This window comes from Micromonospora sp. NPDC050795, from assembly GCF_044456785.1.
In the GTDB taxonomy this organism is placed as follows: Bacteria; Actinomycetota; Actinomycetes; order Mycobacteriales; family Micromonosporaceae; genus Micromonospora.
In genome coordinates, this window is record NZ_JBITGE010000027.1 from 91,174 (window position 1) to 106,120 (window position 14,947).

Genomic DNA, 14,947 nt, shown 5'->3' on the forward strand with positions numbered 1-14,947 from the left:
GAGGCTCCTAGCGTGAGGCGGGGGTGGTCGAGCTGGCCCGGGATGCCCGCAGGCGCTCGCCGAGCCGGTCGAAGACCCGGGTGAGGCAGGCGACCTCGGCATCGTCGAGGTCGTCCATGAGATGGGTACGCACCGACGCCAGATGGTGGGGTGCGGCTTCTCGCAGGGCGAGCAGCCCGGCGGCGGTGAGGACCGCCTCGCTGCCGCGCCGGTCGTCCGGGCAGGGTTCCTTGCTGACCAGGCCGCGACGCTGCATGGAGGAGACCTGGTAGGTGAGGCGGCTGGGCGAGAAGATCAACCGGCCGGCCAGCTCGCCCATCCGTAGCCGCTGCCCGGGTGCCTCGGAGAGCAGGACCAGCACGTGGTAGTCGGCGAAGCTGAGATCGCTGGCGACCCGCAGATCCTCTTCCAACTGTGTGTAGAGACGCTGGCTGGCCTCGATGTAGGCGCGCCAGGCGGCCTCTCGGGTGCTGTCCAGGCTCTCGGTCATGCCCACGACGGTAGCACTCTTTCAAAATTTAAATAACTCCGTTTGAGCGTTGCATCGGTCACTTCCGTAGCCGCCGACCGTCAGTTCGTGCAGCTTTGAAATAAACCCGTGTGAAACGAGCGGCGCCCAGGCCGTGGGTTGTGCCAGACTCCGGCCTCGTGGAACACGTGGAACTCTCCGCCGCCGACCTGTTGCTACGCCCGTGGCGGGACGATGACGCCCCGGCGGTGCGCGACGCCCTCCGTGATCCGGCGATCGCCCAGTGGAACCCGCAGGGTGGCGGCCCGATCGACGACGAGGTCGCGCTGCTCTGGGTGCGTCGCCGAGCCGACTGGTCCACCGGCGGCCACGCCTCGATGGCGGTCACCGCGGCGGCCGGCGGCGAACTGCTCGGCTCGGTGTCGCTGCACAATATCCGCGACGGCGACGCGTCCATCGGTTACTGGACGATGCCCGCGGCGCGGGGGCGTCGGGTGGCGGCGCGCGCCGTCGTCCGGCTCACCGAGTGGGCGTTCGCGGATCTCGGACTGCACCGGGTGGAGTTGTGTCACGCGGTGGCCAACCCGGCGTCCTGCCGGGTCGCCGAGCGCGCCGGCTACCCGGCCGAGGGCACCCTGCGCGAGTCCTACCGCTACGGCGACGGCCGCCGCTACGACGAGCACCTGCACGCCCGCCTGGCCACCGACCGCTGACCGCAGGCGGGGCCGGGGTCCGAACACGCCTCAGCCCCGACCGCGCCGTTCGCCTCGATCCGTCACTCGGTGACCTTGCGGAGGAACGTCGCGAGGGCGCTCCTGACGCGGTCGATCCTCTCCGGCAGGGGCAGCGGCTCGGGCGCGGGAGGTCCGGCGTGCTTCTTGCCCCGCAGGTAGAGCGAGCAGGCCAGGTCGGAGCACAGGTAGGTGCCCACGGAGTCGCCCTGCCGCCCGCTCGGGCCGGCCTTGGGGGCGGTCATCAACGAGACGCCTCCGCCCAGGTGCGTGGTCAGGCAGAACGAGCACATGCTGTGCCGCACGCGCCCCGTCTGGTGCGTCGCGGCCCGCAGCACCACCCCGGCCAGCTTGCCGTCAATTTCGGCGACCAGGTAGGCCCGCTGTGGCGCGGACGGGTCCCGCCAGCCGAGGAAGTCGAGGTCGTCCCACGGACGCATTTCAAGATCGTTGGGTACGGTCAGCCGCTTCGCCTCGCCACGACTGCAATTGACGAAGGACGCGCGGATGACGGATTCGGTCAGGGCCAACATAGGTAGTAGCCTAGCTCTCCTAGGCAAGTGATTATTTGAGATAGGTTGGGAGTGTGCTGCATGGCACGTGCCGGGGTGACCGCCGAACGTCTGACGCTGGCCGCGGCCGAGCTGGCCGACGAGGTGGGCCTGGAGAACGTCACAGTCGCCGCCCTCGCACGCCACTTCGGGGTGAAGGACGCCAGCCTGTACTTCCACCTCAGGAACGCGCACGAACTACGGGTCAGGATGGCCCTGCTGGCGCTGGCGGAGCTGGCCGACCGGGTCGCCGCCGCGCTCGCCGGCCGGGCCGGCAAGGACGCGCTCGTCGCGTTCGCCAACGCGTACCGCGACTACGCGCGAGAGCACCCGGGCCGATACGCGGCCATGCAGATCGACCTCGACCCGGAGACGGCCGCCGCGAGCGCGGGCGTCCGGCACGCCGAGATGACCCGGGCGATCCTGCGCGGCTACCAGCTCTCCGAACCGGACCAGACCGACGCGGTGCGGATGATGCACAGCACGTTCCACGGGTTCGTCAGCCTGGAGAAGACCGGCGGCTTCCGGCACACCCCGCGCCCCACCGACGACTCCTGGTCGCGCACCCTGGACGCCCTCGACGCCGTCCTCACCAACTGGCCGTCGCGCTGACGGCCGAGCGGTCACCGTCCCACCTCGGCGCCGAGCGGGCGGCGTGTGACGGTCCGCTGCCGGAGCAGGACGAACCCGAGGCCCGCCAGGAACCAGGTGGCGAGGATGGCGAGGGGTGCCACGGTGTGAGCGCCGTCGAAGTAGCCGAAGTTGTTGACGGCCCGTACGGCCGCGCCCGGCGGGAGTTTCGCCGAGATGGCCTGCGCCCACGCCGGCAGTAGGTCGATCCCGATCGTCGCTCCGCTCGTGGCGTTGCCGATTGTGGTGAGGGTGAGGACGGCCAGGGCGATTCCGGCCGGGCCGAGCCAGGCCCCCAGGGCCTTCGTCGTGAAGGCGCTGGCGGCGGAAAGGAGGATGAGTGAGAGCGCGAGCAGCGGGAATGGAGCCGTCAGTGACCCGTAGATCGGGCCGGCGACGGTTGCCGCGATCACACCGATCGCGACGGCGAAGCCGCCCATCGCGTAGAGCCGGTGGCGGAGGCGAACCTTCGCGGTCGCCGCGGTGAGCCCCTGCGCGAGGACGAACGACGAGAGGGTGACGCCGAACACCACGTAGAAGGCGGACAGTCCTCGGCTGTCATAGATCGCCAGCGGGACGATGTCGTTCTCCTGAATGGTCGCCCCGGCCTTCTCGGCGAAACCGGCAGCGAGCTGACGTGCCGCTCCGCTCTCGCTGAATCCGCTCGCGCCGGCGTAGTCGAGTGTCAGCGTGCTAGGGGAGGTCGCGCCGAGCACGGCGACCGCGTCGCCGTGTCGCACCATCCTCTCGCCGTCCGTGATGCTCGCGACCTCGGTGACGGCCACGGAGTTGCCGAACCCGGCCTGCGCGGTGTTCGCCAGTCGCTCGCTGACCACGGCGATCGGCAGTCGGCTCGGCTGCGGGCTGCGTTGGAGCCCGACATAGACCGCGATGAAGGCCGTGCCGATGATCAACCCGGTGATGACGAGTGTCGTCCAGGCTCGGCGCTGGGTGACGGCAGGCGATGCTGCGTCGGTACGTGGAGCGGACGGTGATGTCATGAGTGATTCCTCGGGTAGGGTGGTTTGAATGTCCAACCAGCCGAACCGTAGCACTGACGGTTTGAAAACCAAACCGCAGCAGGATTCTCTCGCTGTGGCGCTCGACGCAGTCAACGACAGGTGGTCGCTGCACATCGTGCGGGCGCTCGCATTCGGCGCTTCCCGGTACACCGAGATCCTCCGGGCCGTCGGTGCGCCAAGGGACGTCCTCGCCGCCCGACTGCGCAAACTCACCGAAACCGGCATCCTTCAAGCCCGTGACACCGAGAACGGCAAGGTCGCGGGCTACGAACTCACCCAGAAGGGCAAGGACCTCGGGCAGGTGATCCTCGTGCTCAAGCGCTGGGGTGACACCTACAGCGAGGACGACGTGCCCAGGGTCGACTTCATCCACAACGTCTGCGGCCAGGTCTTTGTCGCCGACGTGCGCTGCCAGGCGTGTGGCAGGCCCGCCCGGTCCGGCGAGTTCTCCTTCGATCAGGAGTCCCCGGCATGCTGAGCGATCTGGAGTTGGCCGACTGGCGGGAGCGGGTGGCCCGGCTGTACCTGTCCGACGTCGACCTGGCCGGCTTCCGCGCCGGCCGCGACGCACTCTTCGCCAACCACCCGCAGAGCCCGATCCCGGTGGCGGAGCGACCCGACTTCGCCGGGGTGCGCTACTTCCCGCCCAATCCCGAGGCCATTGTCGAAGCGCCCCTGCGCTCGGCCAGCGGTGAGCTGCGCATCGACACCGGGGGCCCGGACGGGGTGGTCGCGTACCGGCGGGTCGCGGTGGCCGAGACGCCGTGGGGGCCGCTGACCCTGTGGTGGATCGAGGCGTACGGGGGCGGGCTGTTCGTTCCGCTGCGCGACGGCACCTGCGGGCGGGACAGCTACGGGGGAGGGCGGTACCTCACCGACACGGTGAAGGGCACCTTCGGTCGGGGCGTCGAGGTGCTGCCCGGTAATCGGGTCCGGTTGGACGCCAACTACCTCTACAACCCGAGCTGCGCGTACGACGACCGCTGGGCCTGCCCGCTGGCACCTCCGGAGAACCGGGTCGACGTGCCGCTGCGGGCCGGCGAGCTGGCGTACCACGACTGAACGACGAAACGGCCGTCCCGGTGTGTGCCGGGACGGCCGATCGAACGTCACTCAATGGGCGTTCGTCGCCGAGCTGGGCATCTGCATCCGACCGAGGAGTTGTCGCGCCTGGTCGGCGAGCTGCGCGTCGACGGTCACGGCGTACTGCCCGGCGCGCAGTGAGCTTGCCGAGGTGAAGTCGCGCTGCCCGCCCGTCATGGCGTGCGCCACCGCGCCGAAGACGGCACCCCAGATCGCGCCGATGACCAGCCCGACCAGGATCACCGCCAGCCAGTTGCCGACCGTGAAGATGCCGAACAACAGGCCGATGAAGAGCCCGAACCAGGCGCCGGTACCGGCGCCGAGCAGGCCGGCTCGACCGGTGGTCATTCGCCCGAGCACCGTCTCCACCAGGGTGAGGTTGGTGCCGACGATGGCGCTGTGCTCCACCGGGAAGCGGTTGTCGGCCAGGTAGTCGACGACCCGTTGCGCGGTCGGATAGTCCGGGTACGAGCCGATTGTCACGGTTGGCGGCCCGCCCTCGGGCCCGTTGCCGTTCCCGCTCGGCGTCGACAGCCGGCCGGCAGGTCCGGATGGAAGCAGGTCGCCACCCTGTGTGCCGGGCCGCCAGTTGCCGGTCGGCCCCGAAGCTGACGTCATGAGCATCCTCCCTCGTCAGCTCCCCGGGTTCCCGCCCAGGCCGACCGGTAACGCGGTGTCCGTCGCCGGGCGGGAGGGGAATGGGCGGCGACTGCCCGGGTAGCCAGTCGGGTGGAGAGCGGACAGATCAGCGACTACGGTTTCCTCGCCGACGGCCGCAGCGCGGCGCTGGTGGACGCCTCGGGCTCGGTCAACTGGTGGTGCCCGGGCCGCTTCGACGCCCCGTCGGTGTTCGGGCGGCTGCTCGATGACAACGCCGGGCACTGGTCCATCCAGCCCGAGGGCGACTACCGGGTCGAGCGCTCCTACCTTGAGGACACGCTGGTGCTGCGGACGGTCTTCCACACCGCGCACGGGGACGTCGCGCTGACCGACGCGCTCGCCTTCGAGCCCGGCTCACGTGGTCACGACATCGGTCTGCACTCGCCGCAGGTGCTGGTCCGTTCGGTGGAGGGCCTGTCCGGTTCGGTGTCGATGCGGGTGCACTACCGACCGCGTTTCGAGTACGGCCGCGCCATCGCGTACCTGATCGAGCGGGAGGACATGCTGGAGGCCATCGCCGGGGCCGCGCGACTCACCCTGCGCGGCAGCGAGCGGTTGACCGCCGGCGACGGCGAGGCCACCGGGACGTTCACCGCCGGCGCCGGCACGAGGCACACCTTCACCCTCGGGTACGCCCCGACGTACGACGCCCCGCTGCCCGAGGTGCCGGACGCCGATCAGACCATCGCCGACACCGTCGCCGGTTGGCGATCCTGGTCGACCGAGCACCCCTACGACGGGCTCTATCCCGAGCAGGTGCGACGCAGCCGGCTGGTGGTGCAGGGCATGACGTACCGGCCCAGCGGAGCGGTGGTGGCCTCGGTGACCACCTCGCTGCCGGAGAAGCTCGGCGGTGACCGCAACTACGACTACCGCTACGTCTGGGTACGCGACTTCAGCCTGACCCTGCGGGCGCTGTGGCGGACGGCGTGCCTGGACGAGGTGCAGCGGCAGTTCGCGTGGTTGGGCCGGGCGATGGGCCGCATCGACAACAGGCCGGTGCCCATCATGTACGGCGTGCTGGGGGAGCGGGACCTCACCGAGCACCGCCTGGACCAGCTCGGTGGTTACCGGGACAGCCCTCCGGTGGTGATCGGCAACGACGCGTGGCAGCAGCGGCAGACCGACATCTTCGGCGAGGCGATGGACGCGGCCTGGTTGATGCGCGACAAGCTGGAGCCGCTGGAACCGGAGGTGCACCACGTGCTCCGGGTGCTCGCCGACCAGGCCGAGCGGGACTGGGAGTTGCCGGACGCGGGCATGTGGGAGGAGCGTGGCATCCAGCACCACCACGTCTCCTCGAAGGTGCAGTGCTGGGTCGCCCTGGATCGGGCGGTCCGCTTCGGTGACCGGCTCGGCGAGCCGCCGGACGTGGCCCGCTGGGCGGCCGCCCGCGACGCGGTGCGCGCGGAGGTGTTCGAGCGGGGCTGGAACGAGCGGCTCCAGGCGTACACAGGGAGTTTCGAATCCGACGAGCTGGACGCGTCGGTGCTGGTGATGCCGCTGGTGGGGTTCCTGCGGGCCGACGATCCGCGGATGCGCTCGACGATCCGCGCGGTGGAGCAGCGGCTCTCCCACGACGGCCTGCTGCGGCGCTGGGACGGTGACCCGGCGGGTTTCCTCATCTGCTCGTTCTGGCTGGTGTGCTGCCTGGCGCTGGCCGGTGAGCGGGACCGGGCGCACGAGTTGTTCCGGGGGTTGGCGGAGCGGGTCAACGACCTCGGCCTGTTCGCCGAGCAGATCGACCCGCTGACCGGGGAACAGCTGGGCAACTTCCCGCAGGCGTTCTCCCACATCGGCCTGATCAACGCCGCCGGTGTGCTCACCGACGTCGAGCGGGACCCGACGCTGCGTCAGTGCGGAATGCCCCCGGCGTACTTCTCTCCGGTGGACCGCTGAGCCGGACTTTCGCGGAGATCGTGACAACTTTCTATCTGGCAACGCAAAGTTCTATCGCTTTCCAGTGAAAGGCGTTAATGTCCGGGACACCCTGCGGTGCTCCTCCAGTCGGCGGGAGCGGCACCGAGATCCCCCGGACAGTTGGAGGTCTCGTGTCCCGCACACCGCGCCGACGTCTCGTCAGCGCCACCACCCTGCTCACCGTCCTGGTCACCCTCTGCCTCGTCCCGCAGGCAAGCGTTCTGCCGGCCGCCGCGTCCCCGGCCCAGGCCGCCGCCCTCGCTCCGCCCGCCACCACCGGTTTCGAGAAGGTCGCCCTGGACGGCGGCCTGTCCATGGGCGAACCGATCGAACTGGCCGTGGCACCCGACGGCAAGGTCTTCTACATCAACCGGGGCACCAGCAGCGCCGGTGGTCAGGTCCGCCTCTACAACCCGGCGACCCGGTCCACCACCGTGGCCCTCACCCTGGCGCTGGACGCCCGCTTCGAGGACGGCCTGATCGGCATCACCCTGCACCCGAGCTTCGCGAGCAACCGCTGGGTCTACCTCTTCTACTCGCCGAAGGTCACCCCCCTGGTCAACCGGATCAGTCGGTTCACCTTCAACCCGTCCACGCTGCTGCTCGACCCGGGCAGCGAGGACATGCTGATCGAGTGGCCCACCGAACGCGACCTGTGCTGCCACTCGGCCGGCTCGATGAGCTGGGACACCGCCGGCAACCTGTACTTCGCCGTCGGCGACAACACCAACTCCGGCGGCGACTCCGCCGGGATGGCCCCGATCGACGAGCGGACGAACCGCAACGCCCAGTACGACGCCCAGCGCACCTCCGGCAACACGAACGACCTGCGCGGCAAGATCAACCGGATCCACCCGGAGAACGACGGCAGCTACACCGTCCCCGCCGGCAACCTCTTCGCCGCCGGCACCGCGGGGACGCGCCCGGAGATCTACGTGATGGGTGTGCGCAACCCGTACCGGATCTGGGTGGATCGCAAGGCGAACAACACCCTCTACTGGGGAGAGGTCGGGCCCGATGCCGGCACCGACCTCGCCAACCGTGGCCCGGCGGCCTACGACGAGTTCAACCGGGCCAACGGGCCCGGCAACTACGGCTGGCCGTACTGCGGCGGCCCCAACGTCGCCTACAACGACTGGGACTTCGCCACCGCCACACCACGTGGCTGGTTCCCCTGCGGCGGCACGACAGGACCGGTGAACAACTCACCCCGCAACACCGGCGTCCAACAGCTCCCGCCGACGAAACCGGCACTTGTCTGGGAGCAGCACGGCGGCAGCGAGGACTGGCCGGCGCTGGACAACCCCGGCGGGTGCGGATCGCCCAACCACGTCGAGGTCTACCACTACGACCCGAACCTCGTCTCCGACGTGAAGTGGCCGGCCTACTACGACAACAAGTGGCTGATCTCCGAGTACTGCCGCAACTGGATCAAGGAGGTCCAGTTCGACAACGGCAACCCGTCCACCGGGGCACCGACAGTCATCGAGCCGGTGCTCGCCGGCATGAAACTCGTCCACCCCATCGACTGGCAGTTCGGCCCGGACGGCTCGCTCTACCTGCTGGAGTACGGCAGCGGCTACTTCTCCGGCGCGGCCGACGCCGGTCTCTACAAAATCAACTACGTCCAGGGTGGCCGGTCGCCGGTGGCCAGGGCCACCGTCAACCGGGACAACGGCCTGGCACCCCTCGCGGTGACCTTCTCCAGCGCCGGCAGCTCGGACCCGGACGGCGACCCGCTGACGTACGCGTGGGACTTCACGAACAACGGCAGCACCGACTCGACCGCCGCGAACCCGTCGTTCACGTACTCCGCGAACGGCAGCTACAGCGCCCGGCTCACCGTCAACGACGGCACCGGCCGCAGCGCCACCACAGTGGTGTCGGTGGTGGTCGGTAACAACCGGCCCGCTGTCACGTTGACCGGACTGCCCGCCGGTGGACTCTTCGACTGGGAGCAGGACCTGACGGTGGGCGCCACGGCCAGTGACCCGCAGGACGGCACGCCGGCCTGCTCGGCGGTGGTCGTCCGGGCGGCGCTGGGCCACCAGGAGCACGCCCACGAGGAGGGGGAGGGGACCGGCTGCGGCGCGACCTTCAACACCGGCCCGGTGCACGCCGGCCCCGACTCGGTGTTGTTCTTCGTCCTGCGGGGCAGCTACACCGATCGCGGCGCGACCGGTTCGGTCGCACTCACCGGTGAGCAGGAGATCAGCCTCTACCCGAAACAGTGGCAGGCCGAGCACTTCGTCCAGCTCAACGGCCCCAAGGTGATCGACCAGGCGGCGGCCGAGGGTGGCAAGCGGCTGGGTGACGTCCAGAGTGGCGAGAGCGTCCGGCACCACGCGGTGAGCCTCAAGGGGATCACCGGCGTCCGGGCCCGGGTCTCCTCCGGCGGCCCCGGCGGCACCCTCTCCTTCCGGTACGACTCACCGACCGGCACCGAGGTCGCCCGGATCGCGGTGCCGAACACCGGTGGCTGGGACAACTACACCGAGCTGAGCGCCACCGTGACCAAGCCGGACGACGGCACCCACGACCTGTACCTGGTCGTCACCGGCGGAAGCGGGGCGTTGCTGGACGTGGACAGCTACACCTTCACCGGCCCGGGCGTCGGCACCGGCGGGGCGCGCACCGGTGAGGTCAAGGCCCTCGGCAAGTGCGCGGACATCGCCTCCAGCCAGACCGCGAACGGCACCAAGGTGCAGACCTGGACCTGCAACGGCACCGCCGCCCAGCGCTGGACCCTGCCCGGCGACGGCACGGTGCGGGGGCTCGCCAAGTGCCTGGACGTGAAGGCGAGCGGCACCACCGACGGCACCCTCGTGCAGCTCTACGACTGCAACGGCACCGGGGCCCAGCAGTGGGCCGCCCAGTCGGACGGCAGCCTGCGCAACCCCCAGTCCGGGCGTTGCCTGGACATCCCCAACTCGGATCTCACCGACGGTCGGCAACTGCGGATCTGGACCTGCAACGGCACCGGGGCGCAACGCTGGACCCTGCCCTGACCGCCCCCTGACCGGCTCGGTACCCGTACCCGAGCGTCGATGACGCACGGGGCCGGGCGGCGGAGGCGGAGCCCGGCCGTCCACCCACGTCCCCCGGGTGGACGGCCGGGACTCGGGGGACAATGCCGGGTATGCGGCTCGTGCTCACGGCGGACACCCACCTACCCAAGCGGGCCCGGGACCTACCCGGGCCCCTCTGGGCGGCCATCGACGCGGCCGACGTGGTGGTGCACGCCGGCGACTGGGTGGACGAGGCCCTGCTCGACGTCATGACGGCGCGATCGCGCCGACTGATCGGGGTGTACGGCAACAACGACGGCCCGGCGCTGCGCGCCCGGCTGCCAGAGGTGGCCCGGGTCGAACTCGACGGCCTGCGGATCGCGGTGGTGCACGAGACGGGTCCCCGGACCGGCCGGGAGAAGCGGTGCGCGGCCCTCTTTCCCGACGTCGACCTGCTGGTGTTCGGGCATTCGCACATCCCCTGGGACACCGAGGCGCCCGGTGGGCTACGCCTGCTCAACCCCGGGTCACCCACCGACCGCCGCTCCCAACCCCACGCCACCTACCTCACCGCCAAGGTGCACGAGGGCAGCCTGACCGAGGTGAAGCTGCACCCCCTGCCCCGCCCCTAACCCGCCCCTCACCCCTAGCCCCTCGCCCCTGCTCCCGCGATCTTGCACTTGCTGTCGCTGTTCTGCGCCTTGCGCGCCTTTTGTCGCGACAGCAAGTGCAAGATCGCGTGGAGGGGGGCGAGCGACGCCTCGCCGATCATGGAGTTGTGGTGGGTGACAAAGCGCCCGTAAAACATTGCCCCTGCTCCGCGATCTTGCACTTTGTGTCCCGACACAAGGGGCATACCGGCCCAGGTCGACAACAGAAACCGCAAGATCGGCGCGGGTCTTTCGCTCGACAACACGTTGATCTTTGACACGTCCCGTGTCGAACACGGGGCTGGCCCGGCGGCCCACGGGCCCGACGCAACGGCGTTGGGGTGCGGGGTGTGGGGTGCCGGGTTACTGGCCTCGGCCGGTTTTGGCTTGGAGTTCGTCGATGCGCTTGGACGCCTCGGCCTTGGTCAGGTCGTCCGGGAGGTCGGCATGGGCCTCCCGGGCCAGCGTGCTCAGGTAGGACTCCTGAGCGGCGGTCGGCGGCTCGTCCCCGGTGACCCACTCGTCCGGGTCCTTGATCGCGGCGTTCTGGTCGGCCTGCTGGTCGGCCTGCTCGGTGCTGCGGTCCGTCATCATCATCACCCTTCCTTTTCGAACAGGTGTGCCAGTACCCCGATCGTCGGTGGTTCATGCCCCAACGCCGCCACATACGATCATCGGATGACGAAGGACCGGTCGAGCGTGGTGGTGGTCGGGGCGGGCATAGCCGGGGTGGCCTGTGCGGTCGAGTTGACCCGGGCCGGGGTGCCGGTGCAGGTCCGGGAGCGGGGGCACGTCTGCGGTGGCCGGATGGCCAGCAAACGCTTCCAGGGCCGGCCCGCGGACATCGGAGCCGCCTACTTCACCGCCACCGACCCGGACTTCGCCGCACTGGTCGAGCAGTGGCGCGCCGCCGGGCTGGTCCACGAATGGACCGACACCTTCCAGGCGTACGACCGCAGTGGAAACCACGAGGTGTCCGGGCCGATGCGGTACGCCGCCCCCCGTGGGCTGCGCTCGTTGGTCGAGCACCTGGCCGGCGCGGTACCGGTGACCGTCGACCGGCTGGTGCTCACAGTGGAACCCGGCCCGGTCGTCGACGGGCAGTCGTGCGCGGCGGTGGCCCTGGCCATGCCGGGTCCGCAGGCCGCGCTGCTGCTCGACCCGGCCCTGACCGAGGCCACCCGGGTCGTACAGGAGCAACGCTGGTCGCCGTCGCTGGCCGCGGTGCTGCGCTTCCCGACGCGGCGGTGGCCGGACTTCCGGGGCGCGTTCGTCAACGAGCACCCGGTGCTCAACCTCGTCTGCGACGACGGCGACCGGCGCGGTGACGGCGCGCCGGTGCTGGTCGCGCACACCGTGCCGGAGTTCGCGGCCGGGCACCTGGCTCAACCCACCGGGGCCGGCCCGGCGATCGAACAGGCCGTCCGGGACCTGCTCGGGCTGCCTGAGCCGGCCGTCGACGTGCACGTGCACCGTTGGACGTACGCGAAGCCGACCAGCGACACCGGCGGCGTCACCCACCACCTCGACGCAGACGGGATCGGCCTGGCCGGCGACGCGTTCGGCAAGCCCCGGGTGCAGAGCGCCTGGCGCTCCGGCCGGGACCTGGGCCGTGCGCTGGCCGCCCGCCTGGCCTGAGCCACCCCCCTCAGGCGTGCCCGGCTGCCGCGACGGGGCGAGCGTCGGCGTCCCGTTCGGCCGGGTCGGAGGTTCGCTCTCCCTCCCGGTCCAGCAGTTGCATGACCGGGGTCGCCGTGATGCCGTGCACCACGACGGAGACGAGTACCACCAGCCCGACGGTCGCCCAGAGCAGCTCGGCCTGCGGGAAGTCGGCCTTGGTGGTGGCGTACGCGAGGTAGTAGAACGAGCCGACGCCGCGGATGCCGAACAACGAGATGACCCAGTGCTCGGCCGGTCGCCCGGGAGCGCCGCGCAACGACAACCAGCCGACCAGCGGCCGCACCAGGAAGACCAGCGTCAGCCCGACGGCGGCCGCCGGCCAGGTCAGCGGGCCCAGCAGGCCACCCACGATCGCGCCGCCGAGCAGCAGCAACAGCACCAGGGTGAGCAGCCGTTCGACCTGCTCGGCGAAGTCGTGCAGCACCGAGTGGAACTCACTGGTTCGCTCGGCGGCCCGGATGGCCCGGGCGGCCACGAACACCGCCAGGAAGCCGTATCCGCCGACCACCTCCACCAGCCCGTACGCCAGGAACGTGGCGGCCAGCGCCAGGAAGCCCTCGGCGTGCCGGGCCAGCCGCAGCTCGCTGGGGGCGCGGAAGAACAGCTTGCCGAGCAACCAGCCGATGAGCAGGCCACCGCCGACGCCGATGCTGATCTTCCAGAGCACGTCCACCGTGAACCACTCGGCCAACCAGTCGCTGGGGGCGAGGCTGGTCGAGGCGATCGCGATGGCCGCGTAGACGAACGGGAACGCCAGCCCGTCGTTCAGGCCGGCCTCGGAGGTCAACGCGAAGCGGACCTCGTCCTCGGAATCCTCCACGTCGGTGGGCTCGCCGACCTGCACGTCGGCGGCGAGCACCGGATCGGTGGGCGCCAGCGCGGCACCCAACAACAGCGCGGCGGCCGGCACCAGCCCCGCCCACCACCAGCCGAGCAGGGCCACCGCCGCGATGCACAGGGGCATCGCGATCGCCAGCAGCCGCCAGGTGGACGACCACCGCCGCCAGCTCAACGGCCGGTCGATCTTGAGCCCGGCACCCATCAGCGCGACGATCACCCCGATCTCGGTGAGGTGGGTGGTCAGCTCCGGGTGGGCCAGGGGATCCGGTGACGGCAGCCCGACCGGCAGCAGGAACACCAGCATGCCGAGGGCGAGGAAGGCGATCGGCATGGACAGCGGGCGCCGCTCCAGCACCCGCGGCAGGATGCCCGCGAGCAGCGCTCCCAGGCCCACCAGCGCGAACGCCACATCTACCGGCTCCACGGCACCACCCTTCTGCCCGCACCCGCAAGGTGCGGGCAGGTGGTGACAGTCCTTGCCCCGCAAGGGCTCCGGCTATGCGCGTCCGTGCCGGTGGACCCGAGTGATCCTCAGCGGGGTCGGGTGAGCGGCGAGTCCGCCAACTCGTGCAACAGCGCGGCCGGGTCGTCGTACACCGCCACGGCGCCCGCGCCGGCGAGCTCGCCGCGGCTGGTGCCACCGCAGGTCAGGCCTACACACGCGATGTTCAACGTGCCGGCCGCGACGACGTCCCACACCGAGTCGCCGACGAAGACCACCCGCTCGGCGGTCAGCCCGGACTGCTCCAACGCGGCGATGAGGATGTCCGGTGCCGGCTTGCTCTGCTCGGCGTCCGCGGAGGAGGTGATCGTGTCGATCACGTCTTCGGCGTCCAGCGCCCGACGAAGCGCGCCCACCTCGGGTTGCGAGGCGGAGGTGGCCAGCACGACACGCAAACCCCGCTCGGCGCAGGCGCGCAACAGGTCGGCCGCCCGGGGTAGCGGCGTGAGTCGTTCCCAGTACTCGGCGTAGAGGGTGTCGTGCGCGTCGCGCAGCTTGGAGTCGGCGTCGCGGTCCCGCTCCGGGCCGAGGAGATGGTCCAGGAGTTTGTCCGACCCCATCCCGATCGAGCGGTGCACCACCGCCATCGGCACCGGCTGATCGGTCTGGCGTAACGCCTCCCACCAGCTCACCGTGTGCAGGTAGGTGGTGTCGACCAGGGTGCCGTCGACATCGAAGAGGACCCCGGCGGGCCGGCTGGTGGCCATTGGCGTCCTCCTGCCATGGGGCGGTTCAGGGATGCGCGGCCGGCGGCGTGAGGATCTCGAACCAGACCGTGGAGCCCCGGACCGACGGGTCGGTGCCCCAGGCGTCGCTGAGCTCCTCGATCAGGCCGAGGCCGCGCCCGCGACTGCTCAACGTGTCGGTGCGGGCCCGGGTCACGGTCCCCCGGGTGCCGGAATCCGCTACCGAGACGAGCAGCCGCTCGGCGCTGAGGTCGATCTCCACCCGGGCAGCCGTGCCGGCGTGCAGCAACGCGTTGGTGGTCAGCTCGCTGGTGCAGAGCACCGCCGCTCCGATCACCGATTCGGGCACCTGCCACTCGGTGAGCTGGCCGGTCAGCCAGTGCCGGACCCGGCTGGGCGCGGTCGGGGGGGGGGGGGGCCGCCCCCCCCCCCCCCCCCAGCGGGGGGCCCCCCCCCCCCCCCCCCCCCCCCCCCCCCCCACCCCACGCCCCCCCGGCCCCCCCCCGGGGGCCCCC

15 protein-coding genes and 1 pseudogene are annotated in these 14,947 nt (G+C 70.8%); 8 read left to right on the forward strand and 8 right to left on the reverse strand.

The window, feature by feature from the left end; genetic code table 11:
- Window positions 1-7 precede the first annotated feature (7 nt).
- Entirely contained in the window at window positions 8-490 is a 483-nt protein-coding gene (locus ACIBEF_RS23020) for a MarR family winged helix-turn-helix transcriptional regulator (RefSeq protein ID WP_396795215.1), read from the reverse strand.
- A gap of 158 nt (window positions 491-648) precedes the next feature.
- Here ACIBEF_RS23020 and ACIBEF_RS23025 point away from each other — a divergent pair, with 158 nt between their 5' ends.
- Window positions 649-1,182, forward strand: coding sequence for a GNAT family N-acetyltransferase (locus tag ACIBEF_RS23025; protein ID WP_396795216.1), 534 nt, complete (start codon window positions 649-651; stop codon window positions 1,180-1,182).
- Window positions 1,183-1,244: 62 nt separating this feature from the next.
- Here the strand turns inward: ACIBEF_RS23025 and ACIBEF_RS23030 are convergent, their stop codons facing one another.
- Window positions 1,245-1,733 (reverse strand): FBP domain-containing protein, encoded by a 489-nt coding sequence (locus ACIBEF_RS23030; RefSeq protein ID WP_396795217.1) that lies wholly within the window; start codon window positions 1,731-1,733, stop codon window positions 1,245-1,247.
- A 60-nt stretch (window positions 1,734-1,793) separates the two neighbouring features.
- On the opposite strand from ACIBEF_RS23030, the gene ACIBEF_RS23035 reads away from it, so the two are divergent.
- Window positions 1,794-2,363 (forward strand): TetR/AcrR family transcriptional regulator, encoded by a 570-nt coding sequence (locus ACIBEF_RS23035; RefSeq protein WP_396795218.1) that lies wholly within the window; start codon window positions 1,794-1,796, stop codon window positions 2,361-2,363.
- 11 nt (window positions 2,364-2,374) lie between these two features.
- Here ACIBEF_RS23035 and ACIBEF_RS23040 read toward each other — a convergent pair whose 3' ends face one another.
- Window positions 2,375-3,382 (reverse strand): hypothetical protein, encoded by a 1,008-nt coding sequence (locus ACIBEF_RS23040; protein ID WP_396795219.1) that lies wholly within the window; start codon window positions 3,380-3,382, stop codon window positions 2,375-2,377.
- A gap of 28 nt (window positions 3,383-3,410) precedes the next feature.
- Here ACIBEF_RS23040 and ACIBEF_RS23045 point away from each other — a divergent pair, with 28 nt between their 5' ends.
- Window positions 3,411-3,881, forward strand: a complete 471-nt coding sequence (locus tag ACIBEF_RS23045; protein WP_396795220.1) for a winged helix-turn-helix transcriptional regulator — start codon at window positions 3,411-3,413, stop codon at window positions 3,879-3,881.
- On the forward strand, window positions 3,878-4,465 hold the full coding sequence (locus ACIBEF_RS23050; protein ID WP_396795230.1) for a DUF1684 domain-containing protein: 588 nt from the start codon (window positions 3,878-3,880) through the stop codon (window positions 4,463-4,465). Before ACIBEF_RS23045 ends, ACIBEF_RS23050 begins: the two co-directional genes overlap by 4 nt.
- Window positions 4,466-4,516: 51 nt before the next feature.
- Here ACIBEF_RS23050 and ACIBEF_RS23055 read toward each other — a convergent pair whose 3' ends face one another.
- On the reverse strand, window positions 4,517-5,104 hold the full coding sequence (locus ACIBEF_RS23055) for a general stress protein (protein ID WP_396795221.1): 588 nt from the start codon (window positions 5,102-5,104) through the stop codon (window positions 4,517-4,519).
- A 111-nt stretch (window positions 5,105-5,215) separates the two neighbouring features.
- Here ACIBEF_RS23055 and ACIBEF_RS23060 point away from each other — a divergent pair, with 111 nt between their 5' ends.
- From ACIBEF_RS23060 to ACIBEF_RS23070, 3 genes are all read left to right on the forward strand, one after another.
- Window positions 5,216-7,045: a glycoside hydrolase family 15 protein gene (locus tag ACIBEF_RS23060; RefSeq protein ID WP_396795222.1), complete on the forward strand. Its 1,830-nt coding sequence runs from the start codon at window positions 5,216-5,218 to the stop codon at window positions 7,043-7,045.
- Between the two features lie 152 nt (window positions 7,046-7,197).
- Window positions 7,198-10,074 carry a ricin-type beta-trefoil lectin domain protein gene (locus ACIBEF_RS23065; protein WP_396795223.1) on the forward strand — a complete coding sequence of 959 codons (2,877 nt, stop codon included), beginning with the start codon at window positions 7,198-7,200 and terminating at the stop codon, window positions 10,072-10,074.
- A gap of 131 nt (window positions 10,075-10,205) precedes the next feature.
- Entirely contained in the window at window positions 10,206-10,706 is a 501-nt protein-coding gene (locus tag ACIBEF_RS23070) for a metallophosphoesterase family protein (RefSeq protein WP_396795224.1), read from the forward strand.
- A gap of 381 nt (window positions 10,707-11,087) precedes the next feature.
- On the opposite strand, the gene ACIBEF_RS23075 is transcribed toward ACIBEF_RS23070, so the two are convergent.
- Window positions 11,088-11,318 (reverse strand): DUF3072 domain-containing protein, encoded by a 231-nt coding sequence (locus ACIBEF_RS23075; RefSeq protein WP_396795231.1) that lies wholly within the window; start codon window positions 11,316-11,318, stop codon window positions 11,088-11,090.
- A gap of 105 nt (window positions 11,319-11,423) precedes the next feature.
- On the opposite strand from ACIBEF_RS23075, the gene ACIBEF_RS23080 reads away from it, so the two are divergent.
- The gene (locus ACIBEF_RS23080; protein ID WP_396795232.1) at window positions 11,424-12,362 is read left to right on the forward strand and encodes an NAD(P)/FAD-dependent oxidoreductase; all 939 of its coding nucleotides are present in this window, start codon (window positions 11,424-11,426) and stop codon (window positions 12,360-12,362) included.
- Between the two features lie 10 nt (window positions 12,363-12,372).
- Here the strand turns inward: ACIBEF_RS23080 and ACIBEF_RS23085 are convergent, their stop codons facing one another.
- The 3 genes and pseudogenes from ACIBEF_RS23085 to ACIBEF_RS23095 form a co-directional block, all read right to left on the reverse strand.
- Window positions 12,373-13,668 carry a cation:proton antiporter gene (locus ACIBEF_RS23085; RefSeq protein WP_396795225.1) on the reverse strand — a complete coding sequence of 432 codons (1,296 nt, stop codon included), beginning with the start codon at window positions 13,666-13,668 and terminating at the stop codon, window positions 12,373-12,375.
- Window positions 13,669-13,775: 107 nt separating this feature from the next.
- On the reverse strand, window positions 13,776-14,453 hold the full coding sequence (locus ACIBEF_RS23090) for an HAD family hydrolase (protein ID WP_396795226.1): 678 nt from the start codon (window positions 14,451-14,453) through the stop codon (window positions 13,776-13,778).
- 25 nt (window positions 14,454-14,478) lie between these two features.
- Window positions 14,479-14,847 (reverse strand): annotated as a pseudogene (locus ACIBEF_RS23095) (ATP-binding protein); the annotation flags it as partial.
- Between the last annotated feature and the right edge of the window lie 100 nt (window positions 14,848-14,947).